The organism is Sphaerisporangium sp. NPDC049003 (assembly GCF_043197795.1).
Taxonomy (GTDB): Bacteria; Actinomycetota; Actinomycetes; order Streptosporangiales; family Streptosporangiaceae; genus Sphaerisporangium.
Genome location: NZ_JBICTU010000004.1, coordinates 305,490 through 320,844, shown reverse-complemented (window position 1 = coordinate 320,844; position 15,355 = coordinate 305,490). Strand labels below are relative to the sequence as shown.

Genomic DNA, 15,355 nt, shown 5'->3' with positions numbered 1-15,355 from the left:
TCAGCCCCCCTTCTTCTTCGTGCTCGACCTGGCGAGCATGTAGTCGACGAGACGGGTCTGCGGGATGGTGACGAGCACGAACAGGACGCACACGGCCGTCACCGCGGAGAGGTTGAAGTCGTTCGCCGAGTAGATCTTCGCCTGGCTGAACGCGTCGATGATGCCGACCACGATCACCAGCGAGGTGTCCTTCTGCAGCCCGATGAACGTGCTCAGCATCGGCGCCGCGATGTTGCGCGCCATCTGCGGCAGGATGACGAACCTGAGCACGTCGGGCTGGGAGAGTCCCATCGACAGCGCCGCCGAGGTCTGGCCCTTGTTGATGGACTCGATGCCCGAGCGGTAGAGCTCGGCGTTGTAGGCGCTGTAGGTCAGGGCCAGCGCCACGACCGCGTACAGGATCGGGCCGCCCTCGCTGAGGACCGGCACCTCCGTGATCGGGAGCCCGAAGCACACCAGGTAGATGAGCACCACGGACGGGATGCCGCGGAAGACGTCGATGTAGGCGACGCACAGGGCGCGCACGGGCCAGAACCCCTTGCCGGGGAGCAGCCTGCCGACGGCGAGCACGAGCCCGAACAGCATCGCCAGGACCTGCGCGCCGAGGGCGATCTCGACGTTGACGAGCAGCGCCCTGCTCATGTCCGCCATGCTCTTCGCCATGAACTCGGGGTTGAAGAACGTCTTCTGCACCGCGCCGTCGTTGGTGAAGACGAGCAGGCCCACCAGCGAGACCAGCACGACGAAGCCGGTCAGCCCCAGCGAGGCGATCGAGGCGTTCCTCGACCGAGCGGCGGCCTCGCGCGCGGCGACGTACCGCTTGGCCTCCCATTCCTGCTCCGACAGCCTGCCGCGCCGGTACGCCGCCAGCAGCGGGCCGCCCACGATCGCGGCCGGCAGCACGAGCCCGAGGACCACGCGCGGCGGCCCGCCGATGGTCATGGTCGCGCCGGCCAGCTGGTAGCAGAGCACCAGGGCGAGCAGGGCCAGGACGGCGGCGCCGTTGAGGTACCCGCGCGTGCTCAGCGGGCGGGCGTACGCCACGGCCGTGCCGCCGGGCGCTTCCCCGCCGGAGGTCCGCGCGCGGGAGCCCCGGACGCTCATGCTCAGGCCGCCCAATCGGGAAGCGCGTTGGGGTCGCCGCCGAGGATCGGGTTGAGCCACTTGTTCATGATCGCGTCCAGGGTGCCGTCCTTCTTCATGTCGGCGATGATCTGGTCGACGACCTGGACGTTCGGCGATCCCTTCGGGAAGAGCGGGGCGACGTCGCCGCCGACCGGGTACTGCCCGATCACCTTGAGCTTGCCGCCCGAGCTCGCGGCCCGCGGCATGACGGTGGCCGTGTCGTTCAGGGCGGCGTCGATCTGGCCGGCGAGCACGGCGTTGAAGAGGTCGTCGTTGGAGTTGAACACCCGCACCTGCTTGGGCTTGAGGGTGTCCTGGACGAATTTCAGCTGCACCGAGCCGGCGAGCACGCCGACGGTGGCGTCCTTGATGGTCGCGGACGTGAGGGCCGAGCCGGGCTTCACCAGCACCCCCGAGTGGTAGGTGTTGTAGGGAGCGGAGAAGTCCACGACCTTGCGACGCGCCGGGGTGTCGTAGATGTCCCACACCGCGAAGTCGAAATCGGATGACTTGGCGGTGACCAGGGCCTCGAACGAGGCGTTGACCAGCTTGATCTTCTTCAGGCCCGCGCGGTTGGCGATCTCCGCGTCGAGACAGTACATGTACCCGCCGTCCACGCTCTCCAGCGTGTTGCCCCGATAGCCCGCCGGATAGGGGAGCGACGCGGCGACGGTGAGGGCGCCCTCCCGCATGGTGGTCAGCTTGTGGATGGGCGGGTTCTCGGTGACCTCGCACTCTCCGAAGGACGACCCGCTCTTCGCGGAGGTGTCCTGGCCGCCGCCGCAGCCGGCGAGCACGAAGAGCGCGGCCGCCACGGCCGCCGCGCCGCTGATCTTGAACGGCTTGTTCACGCTGCACCTTTCCCTGGTTGGTCTGACCGCAGCGCCGTGGACCCCCGGCTCTGCGCTTCACTCAAGTTGATATTTATCTAAAATGTCAGTGATGTTCGGGTGACATTACACAGGTGTTCTAGGTTGTGCCAGTGTGGGCGAAGTGTCCGTTATGGAAATGAGCTGTGCCACCTGGCCTACGGGTGCGGCGGACAACCGCGGCGAAGCCTGAAATGATCAGACCCGACCGCATGCCACCAGAACCCCGCTCACCGGTGGCGTCCCGACCTCCACGACGAAGAGTGCTCTCATGGCAGATGAAAAGCCCTCCGCGCAGATCGACACCACGACCCCGCATTCGGCCAGGGTGTGGAACTACTGGCTGGGCGGTAAGGACAACTACTCCATCGACCGGCAGGTCGGCGACCAGGTCCTCCAGGTGTACCCGGGGATCGTGGACGTCGCCCGGCACTCGCGGGCCTTCCTGGGCCGGGCGGTGCGGCACCTGGCCGGCGAGGCAGGGATCACCCAGTTCCTGGACCTCGGCACCGGGCTGCCGACGGTCGACAACACCCACGAGGTCGCCCAGCGCGTCAACCCCGCCTCCAAGATCGTCTACATGGACAACGACCCGCTGGTGCTGGTACACGCCCGCGCCCTGCTGACCAGCACGCGGGAGGGCGTGTGCGACTACGTCGACGCCGATGTCCGCGATCCCGCGTACGTCCTCCAGCAGGCGGCCCACACCTTGGACTTCACCCGGCCGATCGCGCTGATGATGCTGGGCATCCTGGGCAACGTGTGGGACGACGAGGAGGCGACCGCGATCCGCGACCACCTGGTGGCGGCGCTGCCGCCGGGCAGCTACCTGGTCCTGGAGGACGGCACCAACGCCGTCGACCCCGAGGCCGCCGCCCAGGCGGAGAAGACCCGCGCCGAAGCGGGCGACCCCTACAAGCTGCGCACCCCGCAGCAGATCGCCGCCTACTTCGACGGCCTGGAACTGCTGGAGCCGGGCGTGGTGTCGGTGTCACGCTGGCGGCCCGAGGCCACGCCCTGGGGACTGCCCGACGAGGTCACCGCCTTCTGCGGCGTCGCCGCCAAGCTGTAGACGAGCGGTGGAGCCGCCCTCCGGGAGCGTCCCGCAGGGGCCTCGCCGCCGGTGATGACATGGACGGCCGGTGATGCGTTCCATCCGGTGGAATACGAAGGTAAAGCCAGGGTACGGTCCCGATCATGGCCGATTCGGAGAAGCCGGGACGATTGGTGGCAGGGCGCTACCGGCTTGAGGAGCCGCTGGGGCGCGGCGGCATGGGGATCGTCTGGCGGGCCTTCGACGAGCTCCTCGGGCGGGGGGTCGCCGTCAAGGAGCTGCACTGCATCAGCGGGCTCACCGCCGAGGAGCGCGAGATCTTCACCACGCGCACGTTCCGTGAGGCCAGGGCCGCGGGGCGGCTGAGCCATCCCGGTGTGGCGGCGGTGTACGACGTGTTCGAGGAGGCCGGGCACCCCTGGATCGTCATGCAACTGGTGCCCTCCCGGACGCTCGCGTCCATCGTCGCCGAGGAGGGTCCGCTGCCGCCCCGGCGGGTCGCCGGGATCGGCGTGCAGGTGCTGGCGGCACTGGGCGCCGCTCACGCGGCGGGCGTGCTCCATCGGGACGTCAAGCCGGACAACGTGCTCGTGACCAGCGACGGTGACGCCGTGCTCACCGATTTCGGCATCGCGACGCTGGAGGACGACTCCCCGATGACCCGGACGGGCGTGCTCATGGGCACGCCCGCGTTCATCGCCCCCGAGCGGGCGGCGGGCGGCCAGGCGGAGCCGGCCTCGGATCTGTGGTCGCTCGGCGTGACGTTGTTCCTGGTGGTGGAGGGCAGGTCGCCGTTCCACCGGGGTCACGCCCTGGCCACGCTCGCCGCCATCATGTGTCGCGATCCGGCGCCGTTCTCCCTGGCCGGCGCGCTGGCCCCGGTGATCGAGGGGCTGCTGGTCAAGGACCCGGCCGAGCGGATGACCGCCGCCGAGGCGGAGCGGGGGCTGCGGGCGGTCGCGAGCGGGCAGGCACCCGAGCCTGTACGGACGGCGGCCAGGGGCCCGTCCACACCACCGGTAGGACCTGCGGCAGGGGGCTCTTCCACGCCACCGGTATGGACGGCGTGGGGGCGTTCCGTACCACCGGCTGTGGCGGGTGGCGGGCGGCGGGACCTCGTGGTCAGGAGCGCGGCCCTGGCCGTGTTCGTGGGCCTGGCGGTGGGCGGGGTGGCGTATGCGACGGCGTCCGGGCCGGCTCCCGGGCTGGCTCCCGGGCTGGCCGCTCCCGGCGTCGGCACCCCCACCGTGACGGTGTCGGCGATCCGCACCGTCACCCCCGGGCCCAGCGCGCGTCCGGTTGTGACCGATCAACCCACGACTCAGCCCACGACGGTGCCGGTCGCCGGCAGGGAGACGCGCGAGCCGTCCACAGGGGCTCCGCCTTCCAAGGCACCGGTCACGTCACCCACAGGCTCCGGCCAGAGCAACGGCAACGGCAACGGCAACGGCAACGGCTCGAACGGGAACCACTACGGCTGGACCAAGAACAAGAAGAAGAAGCCGAAGAAGGTCACGTCCGCCGGGAACGGCAAGGGCAACTGATCTCGCCCGGGCGCCCGCCGGCGCCCGAGCCGGCCGCCCAGATGATCGCCGGTCGGCATGGCGTGGTCGATCGGCGAGGCGTGGGTGGTGGTGTTCGAGGCGGCCAGGGCGAGTCAGGTGGTGAGGAAGTCCTTGACGACGGGGGCGACGACGGCGGGGACTATGTGGTGGGTCTGGCCCGGCAGGGAGACGAGCCGGGCGTGGGGGAGGGCCTTCGCGACCGTCCGCGCGGCCTCGCGCATCCCCTCGGGGCTCTCCTCGCCGGCGATGACGAGCGTGGGCACGGTGACCGCGGCGGCCAGTTCGGCCGGGATCGACCCGTCACCGGTGATGGTCACCTCGTAGACGAGGGTGTGCGCCATCTTCTCCAGCGCGGCGCGGAAGGGCGCGTCGCGCAACTGGACCACGACCTCGGCGGGAATCCCGACCACCTTCGCCTGGAAGTACTCGACCGCGTCGCCGCGGCGCCCGGCCGACACCAGCTCGGACAGGCGCGCCGCGGCGTCCTCGGTGGGCGCGGGCGCGCTCCCGGCGGTGAACGGCGGCTCGTACAGCGCCAGCCTTGTGATCGCGAGCCCACGGGCCGCCGCTCTCATGGCCAGGACGGCGCCGGAGGAGTACCCGAACACCGCCGCCGATCCGCCCGCTTCGGCGATGAGGGCGTCCAGGTCGTCGATCTCGCGGTCGACCGCGTACGGCGAGGTGTCCCCGCTGTCGCCCCGGCCACGGCGGTCGTAGGTGAAGACGGTGAAGCCGGGTGCGAGGGCCTCGGCCAGCGGCGTGCCCGCCGACCGCTCGTTGAACGCGCCGACCACCATGATGAGCGGCGGCCCCTCGCCCACCCGGTCGTACGCGATAGGGGTGCCGTCGCTCGAACGCACCTTGTTCATGGGGATCACTTCCATTCGTGAACGCGTGGGCCCGTCCCACCGGCGGACAGGTCCGCCGGGAGGATCCGGTCGCTCTCCCGATCGGGCGTCTCGGCTCGGCCTGCCCATCACAGCGGTGAGCCTATCCGCTCGGTGCTTCACCAGGGACGACGCTCACCTCGCGGGGAGCGAGCAGGTGTTGGCCAGGTCACCGGAGGCGGGGCGGGGGAGGGTCGCGTCGGCGGGTGGCGCGTCGCCGCGCGTGGTCCAGCCCTCAAGGGCGGTGAAGGCGCTGCGGAAGCACGGCAGGATCGGGCGCAGCAGGCCGGGGAAGGCGTCGTAGAGTCCGTCGACGTGGTTGCCGCCCTCGACCCGGTAGTAGCGGTGAAGCGGGTCGCGTCCCTTCGACCTGATCAGCTTCTCGTAGACGTCGGAGTCCTCGCCGATGGGCAGCAGCGTGTCCAGCGTGCCGTGCAGGGTGATGAGGGGCCGCCCGATGCGCCCGGTGAGGGCGATGCGCCCGACGGCCTTCTTCACGGCACGGGGCCGGGCGGCGTAGTCGTAGTCGGTGTCGCACCCCGGCGTCCCCGAGGCGCAGTACGGCGTGCCCGCCTCGGTGGCGCCGTCGTAGGTGGGGTCCAGTTCCTCACGGTAGAGCCGCTGCGTGAGGTCCCAGTAGACCTTGTAGTGGTAGTCCCAGAGCGGCTCCGAGCCGGGGGCGAAGCCCGCGGCGATCATCGCGTCGTGGGCGGCGGGGTCGCCGGTCGCGGCGTACGCGGGGTAGGCCCGGAGCGCGGCGGGCAGGGAGGTCATCAGGTTCGGCCCGTTCTCCCGCCAGAGGGCGCCCTCCCAGTCGACTCCGCCGCTGTACAGCTCGGGGTGGTTCTCCAGTTGCCAGCGCACGAGGTAGCCGCCGTTGGAGATCCCGGCCGCGTACGTCCGGCGGGGCGCCCGGCCGTATCGCTGCGCCACGACCGCCTTGGCGGCGCGGGTGAGCTGGGTGACGCGGTCGTTCCACTCCACCAGGGCGTCCCCGGGCTTCACGCCGTCCTGGTAGAACGTCACGCCGCTGTTGCCCTTGTCGGTCGCGGCGTACGCGTACCCCTGGGCGAGCACCCAGTCGGAGATCGCGAAGTCGTTGGCGTACTGCCGCCGGTTGCCGGGCGTGCCCGCGACCACCAGGCCGCCGTTCCAGCGCTCGGGCAGCCGGATCACGAACTGGCTGTCGTGGTTCCAGCCGTGGTCGGTGTTGAACGTCGAGGTGTCGGGGAAGTAGCCGTCGATCTGGGCGCCCGGCACGCCGGTCGGGTTGGTGGCGCCCGCGGGGGCGAGCCCGGCCCACTCGGCGGCGATCGAGTGCCCGGACGCGACCGTGCCCGCGGTGGTCAGGTCGTCCAGGCACGCGGAGATCTGCTTCTCCGCTCCCGGCACCCTGACGCGCTCGACGCCCGCGCAGCGAGCGGCGGCGTCTGCGGCGGACACCGGCCCGATCAGGGAGGCGCCGATCACGGCGGCCGTTGCCAGGCCCAGTAGCCGGCCACGCCGGCGTCGGGTGGATCGCATGGGGACTCCTCAGATGGCGTGCGACATGCTGTTGATCGAGTGACCGCAATGGTGGTCATCCACTGTGAGCCAGGCCACGTACGCGACCTCCACAATTCACCCCTCCGATATGTCGGGCGCGCCCATGTGCCCGGCCGACGAAGCTCCACAGGGGGCGCGGCGACCATCCCGGAGGCGCGCGCCGGTGGGCCTGCGCCATATGGCCGGGCGACGAAAAGACGGTCCCACCAGCGTCGCGGCCCGGGGACCCACGGAGAGTGTGGGCCGCCGCCGCCTTCCGGCCGCGCAATATGTGCCCCTGCCACATGGAACCCCTTCCCGGGCTCGCTTAGTGTCCGCGTCACAGCGACTTCGTCCGTTAACGCCAAGGTGACCTGGACGAAACCATCGGACGACGCCGGGATGAGCCACGAGGAGGCCATATGGACGGTCCCGTCCTGCGGGCGAAGGGCCTGGCGAAGGAGTTCCGGGGCTTCCGCGCCGTCGACGGGGTGGACCTGGACATCGCGGAGGGCAGCGTGCACGCGCTGGTCGGGCCCAACGGCGCCGGCAAGACCACGCTGTTCAACCTGCTGACCGGCTTCCTGAAGCCGAGCGCGGGCCGCATCCTGCTCGGCGAGCGCGACCTGACCGGCAGGCGCCCGGAGCAGGTCGCCCGACTCGGGGTCGCGAGGTCCTTCCAGATCACCAGCCTGTTCCCGCAGATGACCCCGCGCGAGCACGTCGAGCTGGCGCTGGCGGGCGCCACCGGGATCACCTGGCGGTTCTGGCGGTCGCACCGGCTGCTCGACCGGTTCCGCGGCCGGGCGCTGGAGCTGCTGGACCAGGTCGGGCTGGCCGGGCACGCCGAGATCCCGGCGGGCACGCTCGCCTACGGCCACAAGCGCGCCCTGGAGCTGGCCCTCGCGCTCGCGCTGGACCCGAAGGTGCTCCTGCTGGACGAGCCGACGGCCGGCATGGGCGTCGAGGACGTCGACCGCACGGTGGAGCTGGTCAGGAAGGTCCGCGACGGGCGCACGGTCGTGATGGTCGAGCACAACATGAGCGTCGTGTCCAGCCTGGCCGACCGGGTGACGGTCCTGCAGAGCGGCCGCGTGCTGGTCGAGGGCCCGTACGCCGAGATCCGGCATGACCCCCGCGTCATCAGCGCCTACCTGGGAGACGCCAATGCCGAGCACTGACACCGGCCCCGAAATCAGCCCCGAAACCGGCCCCGAGAGCGGGACCCACGCCGGCCCGATCCTCCGCGTCGGCGGCCTGTCCGCCTGGTACGGCGAGGCGCAGGTGCTGCGGGAGGTGTCGATCGAGGTGGGGAAGGGCGAGATCGTCACGCTGGTCGGCCGCAACGGCGCCGGCAAGACGACACTGCTGCGCTGCCTGATGGGCCTGCAGGGCCGTTACGCGGGGGACATCGCCTTCCTCGGGACGGACATCACCCGGCTCCCCGCGGACCGGCGGGCGCGGCGGGGCCTCGGGTACGTGCCCGACGACCGCGGGGTCTACTCCACGCTCACGGTGGAGGAGAACCTGACGCTGCCGCCCGCCGTCGGCCCGGACCCCTGGCCGCTGGCGCGGGTGTACGAGACCTTCCCCCGGCTGCGGGAGCGGCGTTCCTTCCCCGGCACCAAGCTCTCCGGCGGCGAGCAGCAGATGCTGGCCCTCGCCCGCGTGCTGCGGATGGGCGCGCGGCTGCTGCTCTGCGACGAGCCGACCGAGGGACTGTCCCCGCTGATCGTCCAGCAGATCGGCGAGATCCTGCGCGAAGTGAAGCGGCAGGGCACGACCGTCCTGCTGATCGAGCAGAACGTGCACTTCGCCGCGACGGTCGCCGACCGGCACTACCTGCTCGCCGAGGGCCGGATCGTCGAGTCCCTGGACAACGACGAGATGCGGGCCCGGGAGCACGAGCTCCTCGACTACCTCGGCATCTGATCCGCACCCACTGGATCGGCGGCCCCGGACCTGATCCGGAACATCCCGGATCGGCCGTCCCGGAACCCACCCGAAGAACCGACAGGAGACCTACATGAGAGCTCTGGGCCGAGCGGCCGCCGTGGTGGCGGCGGGAGCCACGATCGCCGGTTGCGCCGGCGGACCCGGCAGCGGGGGGAGCGGGGACAAGATCAGCGACGGCAAGGTGGTGCTCGCCGTGCTCAACGACCAGTCGGCGATCTACGCCGACCTGTCGGGCAAGAGCAGCGTCGAGGCCGTCAACATGGCCGTCGCCGACTACAGGGCGAAGTACGGCGACAAGGCGGTCGCGAAGGACATCGAGGTCCTGTCCGCCGACCACCAGAACAAGCCGGAGGTCGCCAACTCCAAGGCGCAGGAGCTCTACGACCGCCAGCACGCCGACGTCATCCTCGACGTGCCCTCGTCGGCGGCGGCGCTCGCGGTGGCGGGGGTCGCCAAGGGCAAGAAGAAGATCTTCATGGACATCGGCGCCGCCACCACCGAGCTCGAAGGCGCCCAGTGCAACAAGTACACGTTCCACTACGGGTACAACACCTACATGCTGGCCCACGGCACCGGCGAAACGGTCACCAAGGACGGGTCGAAGAACTGGTACATCGTCTACCCGGACTACGCCTTCGGGCAGGACATGCAGAAGAACTTCACCGCGGCCGTGAAGGGCGCCGGGGGCACGGTCATCCAGAGCGACCCCGCGCCGTTCCCGAACGACAACTTCTCCACGTTCCTGCTGAAGGCGCCGGGTCTCAGCCCGAAGCCCGAGGTGCTCGGCACCATGCAGGCCGGCGGTGACCTGGTCAACCTGGTGAAGCAGTACAACGAGTACAAGCTGCGCGACAAGGGCATCGGCCTGGCGGTCGGGCTCATGTTCATCACCGACATCCACTCGCTCGGCCCTGACGCGCTCGCCGGCACCAAGTTCACCGACGCGTGGTACTGGAACACCACCCCCGAGAACCGTGCCTGGGCCGACAAGTTCCAGGCCAAGGTCAACAAGCGGCCGAGCTTCCCCAACGCCGCGAACTACTCCGCCGCCACGCAGTACCTGGAGGCCGTGCAGCGCGCCGGGACCGACGGTTCGGACGCGGTGGTCAAGGAGCTGGAAGGCTTCAAGTTCCAGGACGTCTTCGCCCGGAACGCCACGATCAGGGCCCAGGACCACCTGCTCCTGCACGACGTCTCGCTCGCCCAGGTGAAGCCGTCGAGCGAGGTCAAGGAGCCCTGGGACTACGAGAAGATCCTCAGCACCATCCCCGCCGACCAGGCCTTCCAGCCCGCCGACCCCGCCTGCAAGCTCTGAGCCCGTCCGGGCGCGGCCACCCCGCGCCCGGGTTCCGAGCCCCGGCCGGGGTACTCCGGCCGCACGCCCCACGGCGGGGCCGCCCGCCCCCGCCCGTCCCCTTGGAGGTCACCGTGCTTCAACAGGCGTTCAACGGCCTGGTGGGTGGCGCCTTCTACGCCCTGCTCGCCCTCGGCCTCGCCGTCATCTTCGGCATGCTGGGCGTCGTCAACTTCGCCCACGGTGCCTTCTACATGCTCGGCGCGTTCGGCTCCTACGTGCTGCTGGACTCGTTCGGCGTGAACTTCTGGGTCGCGCTGGTAGCGGTCCCCATCGTGCTCGGCCTGGCGGGCATCGTGCTGGAGCGGCTGTTCATCCGGCGGCTGGCGCCGCTGGACCCGCTGTACAACTTCCTGTTCACCTTCGGCCTGGCGCTGGTCCTGCAGGACCTCGTCAAGCGGGAGTACGGCGTGCAGTCGCAGCCCTACCCCCGCCCCGAGCTGCTGTCGGGCACCGTCGACCTGGGGTTGTTCGGCTACCCGGCCTACCAGGTGTTCGTGCTGGCCGTCTCGGTCGTCGTCTGCGCCGCGGTCTGGGTGGTCCTGACCCGCACCCGCGTGGGCATGATCGTGCGCGCCGCGACCGAGCGGCCCGAGCTGACGCGGGCCCTCGGCATCGACGTCGGACGCTGGGTCACCCCGGTCTTCGGGTTCGGCATCGCGCTGGCCGGGCTCGCCGGAGTGCTCGCCGCCCCGATGCGCGCGGTCAACCCGCTCATGGGAGGCGACCTGATCATCACGGTCTTCGCGGTCGTGGTCATCGGCGGGCTCGGGTCGATCTTCGGCTCGGTGGCGGCCGGTTTCGCGATCGGGCTGATCTCCGCGCTCGGCAACCTTTACATACCCGCCCTGTCCCAGACGCTGGTGTTCATCCTGATGGCCGTCGTGCTGCTCTGGCGGCCCGCCGGCCTGTTCGGGCGCGAGGAGGCGCTGTCGTGATCCTTTCCCGGCTGGCCGCGAGGCCGATCCTGCTCGTCGCCGGGCTGTTCCTCGCCCTGGTCCTGCCTTGGATGGTCTATCCTCCGGTGGCGCTGGACATCGCCTGCTGGGCGCTGTTCGCCGCCGCGCTCGACCTGCTGCTCGGCTTCACCGGGCTGCTGTCCTTCGGGCACGCAGCGTTCTGGGGCGGCGCCGCGTACGTCTCCGGCCTCATCGCGCTGCACAGCGGGCTGCCCTTCCCGGTCGCCGTGCTCGGCGGCGCGGCGTTCGCGGCCGTGCTCGCGGTGCCCATCGGCTACCTGTCCGTACGTCTGCGCGGCATCTACTTCGCGATGGTCACCCTGGCCTTCGCGCAGATGGTCTACTTCGTGGTCAACCAGTGGCGCGACCTGACGGGCGGCGAGAACGGCCTGCAGGGCGTCCCGCGCGAACTGCTCGGCCTGGACCTGTCGGACTCGTTCGTCTTCTACTACGCCGGGCTGCCCCTGGTCCTCATCGGGTTCGTCTCGGTGTGGCGCGTCGTCCGATCGCCGTTCGGCAGGGTCCTGGTCTCGATCAGGGACAACCCGGCCCGCGCGCGGGCCCTCGGCTACCCGGTCCAGCGCTACAAGCTCCTGGCCTTCGTCCTGTCGGCCGGGCTGTCCGGGCTGGCCGGGGGGCTCTTCGCCATCGGCCACGGCTTCGCCTCGCTGGAGAGCGTGTACTGGACCACGTCCGGGCAGGCCGTGATGATGGTCGTCCTCGGCGGCATCGGCACGCTGTGGGGCGGCGTCATCGGCGCGGCCCTGGTCGTCGAGCTGAACGACTACCTGGTGACCGCCGGGTTCGAGGGCATCGGCATCGTCACGGGCACGATCTTCGTGGTCGTGGTGCTGGTGTTCCGGCGGGGCATCTGGGGAACGGCACGCCACCTGCTGGAGGCGCGCTCCGGTGGCCGCCGGCCCGGGGAGCCCGGCTCCGCGGGCGCTCCGAACGGGGCGCCCGCCCCCAGTCAGGGCGTCGGCTCGCCGGTGTAAGCCCTGACCCCCTATCGCTGTTCGAATAGCTCGTCGCATTACCGTACTTCTAGGAGCAACTGCTGTGGTTTCAACGAGCGTGACCGCCGGGAAGGTGGCCGAGGTGGATCTGACCGGCCGGCGTGCATTGGTGACGGGCGGAGCGAGCGGCATCGGCCGGGCCTGCGCCCGGCGGCTGGCCGGCGCGGGCGCGGAGGTGGTGATCCTCGACGTCCGCGAGGAGGTGGCGCGCGAGGCCGCCGAAGAGATCGGCGGGCTGGCGCTGGCCGCCGACCTGACGGACCTGGCGGCCGTCGACGCGCTCGACTGCGGGGGCGTGGACATCCTGGTCAACAACGCCGGCTTCCAGCACGTCGCCCCGATCACCGAGTTCCCGCCGGAGATCTTCTCCGCGATCCTCAAGATCATGGTCGAGACGCCGTTCCGGCTGGCCAGGCGGACCCTGCCGGGGATGTACGAGCGCGGCTGGGGCCGGGTGATCAACATCTCTTCGGTGCACGGGCTGCGCGCCTCGCCGTACAAGGTCGCCTACGTCACGGCCAAGCACGCCCTGGAAGGGCTGTCCAAGGTGATAGCCCTGGAGGGGGCTCCGCACGGGGTCACCTCCAACTGCGTGAACCCCGCCTACGTGCGCACGCCGCTGGTCGAGGAGCAGATCGCCGACCAGGCCCGTGTCCACGACCTCGACCCCGACCAGGTCGTGGAGCAGATCATGCTGGCCCCTGCCGCGATCCGCCGGCTGATCGAGCCGGAGGAGGTCGCCGAGAGCGTCGCCTACCTCTGCTCGCCGCAGGCATCCATGATCACCGGAGCGTCGCTCACCATCGACGGCGGATGGACCGCGCGCTAGCGCCGCCCATAGCGCATCGGGGGATAAACCGTGATCAAGGGGACAATGAACCCCATGAGCTGCACCGTCTTTCTCGAACTGCTCGCCCGGGAGGCTCCGCCGGTCGAGTTCGAGGCCCCACTGGTCGAAGCCCGCGCCGCCGGAGCCGCCCCCGAGGTTCTCGCCGAGCTCGACCGTGCCAAGCTCGCCGCCCTGCGCGTGCGCGCCCTGCTGGAGCACCGCGCCCGCCGCGAGGCCGAGCTGTCGGCGCTGTTCGAGACCGCCGGCGACCTGGCCGGGCTCCGTGACGTGGGCGCCGTGCTGGAAGCCATCGTCCGGCGGGCCCGCAGGCTGCTGCACGCGGACATCTCCTACATGACGCTGCACGACGCCGACCGCGGCGACACCTACATGAGGGTCACCGACGGCTCGGTGTCGGCGGCCTTCCGCGCCCTGCGGCTGCCGATGGGCGCAGGGCTCGGCGGCCTGGTCGCCCAGACCGGCACGCCCTACACCAGCCCGGACTACTTCGCCGACGAGCGGTTTCGCCACCGCACCCACATCGACGTCGCCGTCAAGGAGGAGGCGCTGGTCGCCATCCTCGGGGTGCCGATGCGGCTGGGCGCCCAGATCATCGGCGTGCTGTTCGCCGCCAACCGCAGCGCCCGTCCCTTCGCGCAGGAGGAGGTGGCGCTGCTGGCCTCGCTCGCCGCGCACGCCGCCGTCGCCCTGGACAACGCCCGCCTGCTGGAGGAGACGCGTACGGCGCTCGGCGAGCTCAGCGCGGCCAACCGGCTCATCCAGGCGCGCAGCGCGGCCGTGGAGCGGGCGGCGCAGGCCCACGACCGCATGACCGGCCTGGTCGTCCGGGGCGGCGGGGTGGAGGACGTCGCGGCCGTCGTCACCGACATCCTCGGCGGCGCGCTCATGGTGCTCGACGCGGACGGGCGCAGGCTCGCGGCCGTCGGCTCCGTCGGCGACCTGGACGAGGCCGAGGTGGCGGGCGCCGCCGCCGCCTCCGGGGGCCTCGGCCGCACCGTGCAGCGCGGCGACCTGTGGGTGGCCTCGGTGGCCTCGGGAGCCGAGATCCTCGGCACGCTGGTCCTGCGCACCCCCGACGAGGTGTCCGGCGCCGACCAGCGGATCCTGGAGCGCGCCGCCCTGGTCACCGCACTGCTCCTGCTCTTCCGCCGCACCGCCGCCGCGGCCGAGGGCAGGGTGCGCGGAGAGCTCCTGGACGACCTCCTCACCGGCAGGGACGTCCACTCCGACGCCCTGTACGGCCGGGCGCGGCTGCTCGGGGTCGACCTCGACGCCCCGCACATCCTGGTCGTCGCCCGGCATCGCGCGGGGGACCCGGGGCCCCGGCAGCGCACGGCGTTCTGGGCCTCCTCCGACGCCGCCTCGCGGCACGGGCTGGTGGCCGCCCGGGGCGAGGAGACCATCCTGCTGCTGCCCGGCGTCAATCCGGGGGCGGCGGCCCAGCGGGTCGCCAAGGAGCTCGGCGGGTCCCTCGGGACGCCGGTCACGGCGGGGGCCGCGGGCCCGGTCCAGGGCCCGGCCGCCGTGGCGGGCGCCTACCGCGAGGCCCGGCGCTGCGCGGAGGCCATGCTCGCGCTCGGGCGCGCGGGGGAGGGGGCGGGCTGCGACGAGCTGGGGTTCGTCGGCCTGCTCATCGGCCAGGACCGGGACGTCGCCGGATTCCTGGAGTCGGCGCTCGGGCCCGTCCTCGCCTACGACCGGCGGCGCGGCACCACGCTCGTCCAGACCCTGGACACCTACTTCGCCGCCGGATCCAGCCTGTCGCGCACGGCCGAGCGGCTGCACATCCATGTCAACACCGTCACCCAGCGCCTCGACCGGGTCGGAAGGCTCCTCGGCGACGGCTGGCAGGCGCCGGACCGGGCCCTGGAGATCCACCTCGCCCTCCGCCTCAACCGCCTGCGCCCGCTGAACCGCCACGAACCCCCGAGCGAATGAGACGCATCTCACGTATCGCTGTCGCAATAAGTCGACGAGATTGCGCAATATTGCCGGAGTGTTAACCATCCACCGGTTGCTCCGGCCGGACGGGTCCGGCATGGCGCGGATGCCTTATGGCGGCGGGTGTTCCGCTCCCGCGGAGCTTTGTTCGGTCTCTAGCTGTGGTGATGCGCGGAGGCCGGGAGATCTCCCGGCCGGGGCTCTCCAGCGGGGCGCGACCGGCCTTCCCATAGCCGATGGCTATGGTGTCAGCGG

The 15,355-nt window shown here is 71.2% G+C and carries 13 protein-coding genes; 9 read left to right on the top strand and 4 right to left on the bottom strand.

The window, feature by feature from the left end:
* Positions 1–1,104 (bottom strand): amino acid ABC transporter permease, encoded by a 1,104-nt coding sequence (locus ACGFIV_RS06445; protein ID WP_358551680.1) that lies wholly within the window; start codon positions 1,102–1,104, stop codon positions 1–3.
* A gap of 2 nt (positions 1,105–1,106) precedes the next feature.
* Positions 1,107–1,976 (bottom strand): ABC transporter substrate-binding protein, encoded by an 870-nt coding sequence (locus ACGFIV_RS06440; RefSeq protein ID WP_358551682.1) that lies wholly within the window; start codon positions 1,974–1,976, stop codon positions 1,107–1,109.
* A gap of 289 nt (positions 1,977–2,265) precedes the next feature.
* Here ACGFIV_RS06440 and ACGFIV_RS06435 point away from each other — a divergent pair, with 289 nt between their 5' ends.
* Together ACGFIV_RS06435 and ACGFIV_RS06430 are read left to right on the top strand one after the other, a co-directional pair.
* Positions 2,266–3,066 (top strand): SAM-dependent methyltransferase, encoded by an 801-nt coding sequence (locus ACGFIV_RS06435; protein WP_358551684.1) that lies wholly within the window; start codon positions 2,266–2,268, stop codon positions 3,064–3,066.
* 125 nt (positions 3,067–3,191) lie between these two features.
* Positions 3,192–4,592, top strand: a complete 1,401-nt coding sequence (locus tag ACGFIV_RS06430; protein WP_358551686.1) for a protein kinase — start codon at positions 3,192–3,194, stop codon at positions 4,590–4,592.
* A 113-nt stretch (positions 4,593–4,705) separates the two neighbouring features.
* Here the strand turns inward: ACGFIV_RS06430 and ACGFIV_RS06425 are convergent, their stop codons facing one another.
* Complete coding sequence (locus tag ACGFIV_RS06425) at positions 4,706–5,482, bottom strand: alpha/beta fold hydrolase (RefSeq protein WP_392832556.1); 777 nt, start codon at positions 5,480–5,482, stop codon at positions 4,706–4,708.
* 153 nt (positions 5,483–5,635) lie between these two features.
* Complete coding sequence (locus ACGFIV_RS06420; RefSeq protein ID WP_358551690.1) at positions 5,636–7,024, bottom strand: tannase/feruloyl esterase family alpha/beta hydrolase; 1,389 nt, start codon at positions 7,022–7,024, stop codon at positions 5,636–5,638.
* A gap of 422 nt (positions 7,025–7,446) precedes the next feature.
* On the opposite strand from ACGFIV_RS06420, the gene ACGFIV_RS06415 reads away from it, so the two are divergent.
* The 7 genes from ACGFIV_RS06415 (at position 7,447) to ACGFIV_RS06385 (ending at position 15,097) form a co-directional block, all read left to right on the top strand.
* A complete protein-coding gene (locus tag ACGFIV_RS06415) occupies positions 7,447–8,205 on the top strand; it encodes an ABC transporter ATP-binding protein (RefSeq protein WP_358551692.1) in 759 nt (252 codons plus the stop codon).
* A complete protein-coding gene (locus tag ACGFIV_RS06410) occupies positions 8,192–8,956 on the top strand; it encodes an ABC transporter ATP-binding protein (protein WP_358551694.1) in 765 nt (254 codons plus the stop codon). Before ACGFIV_RS06415 ends, ACGFIV_RS06410 begins: the two co-directional genes overlap by 14 nt.
* A 94-nt stretch (positions 8,957–9,050) precedes the next feature.
* Positions 9,051–10,295 carry an ABC transporter substrate-binding protein gene (locus ACGFIV_RS06405; RefSeq protein WP_392832552.1) on the top strand — a complete coding sequence of 415 codons (1,245 nt, stop codon included), beginning with the start codon at positions 9,051–9,053 and terminating at the stop codon, positions 10,293–10,295.
* A gap of 113 nt (positions 10,296–10,408) precedes the next feature.
* Positions 10,409–11,272: a branched-chain amino acid ABC transporter permease gene (locus tag ACGFIV_RS06400; RefSeq protein ID WP_358551698.1), complete on the top strand. Its 864-nt coding sequence runs from the start codon at positions 10,409–10,411 to the stop codon at positions 11,270–11,272.
* On the top strand, positions 11,269–12,288 hold the full coding sequence (locus tag ACGFIV_RS06395) for a branched-chain amino acid ABC transporter permease (RefSeq protein ID WP_358551700.1): 1,020 nt from the start codon (positions 11,269–11,271) through the stop codon (positions 12,286–12,288). The genes ACGFIV_RS06400 and ACGFIV_RS06395 overlap by 4 nt, the downstream gene beginning before the upstream one ends.
* Before the next feature lie 64 nt (positions 12,289–12,352).
* Positions 12,353–13,138, top strand: coding sequence for a 3-hydroxybutyrate dehydrogenase (locus tag ACGFIV_RS06390; RefSeq protein ID WP_358551702.1), 786 nt, complete (start codon positions 12,353–12,355; stop codon positions 13,136–13,138).
* A 54-nt stretch (positions 13,139–13,192) separates the two neighbouring features.
* Entirely contained in the window at positions 13,193–15,097 is a 1,905-nt protein-coding gene (locus ACGFIV_RS06385; protein WP_358551704.1) for a helix-turn-helix domain-containing protein, read from the top strand.
* The last annotated feature ends 258 nt before the right edge of the window (positions 15,098–15,355 follow it).

Coding starts and splice junctions, on each gene's coding strand:
- ACGFIV_RS06445 (WP_358551680.1), bottom strand. CDS start 1,104: ATGAGCGTCCGGGGCTCCCGCGCGCGGACCTCCGGCGGGGAAGCGCCC.
- ACGFIV_RS06435 (WP_358551684.1), top strand. CDS start 2,266: ATGGCAGATGAAAAGCCCTCCGCGCAGATCGACACCACGACCCCGCAT.
- ACGFIV_RS06430 (WP_358551686.1), top strand. CDS start 3,192: ATGGCCGATTCGGAGAAGCCGGGACGATTGGTGGCAGGGCGCTACCGG.
- ACGFIV_RS06425 (WP_392832556.1), bottom strand. CDS start 5,482: ATGAACAAGGTGCGTTCGAGCGACGGCACCCCTATCGCGTACGACCGG.
- ACGFIV_RS06420 (WP_358551690.1), bottom strand. CDS start 7,024: ATGCGATCCACCCGACGCCGGCGTGGCCGGCTACTGGGCCTGGCAACG.
- ACGFIV_RS06415 (WP_358551692.1), top strand. CDS start 7,447: ATGGACGGTCCCGTCCTGCGGGCGAAGGGCCTGGCGAAGGAGTTCCGG.
- ACGFIV_RS06410 (WP_358551694.1), top strand. CDS start 8,192: ATGCCGAGCACTGACACCGGCCCCGAAATCAGCCCCGAAACCGGCCCC.
- ACGFIV_RS06405 (WP_392832552.1), top strand. CDS start 9,051: ATGAGAGCTCTGGGCCGAGCGGCCGCCGTGGTGGCGGCGGGAGCCACG.
- ACGFIV_RS06385 (WP_358551704.1), top strand. CDS start 13,193: ATGAGCTGCACCGTCTTTCTCGAACTGCTCGCCCGGGAGGCTCCGCCG.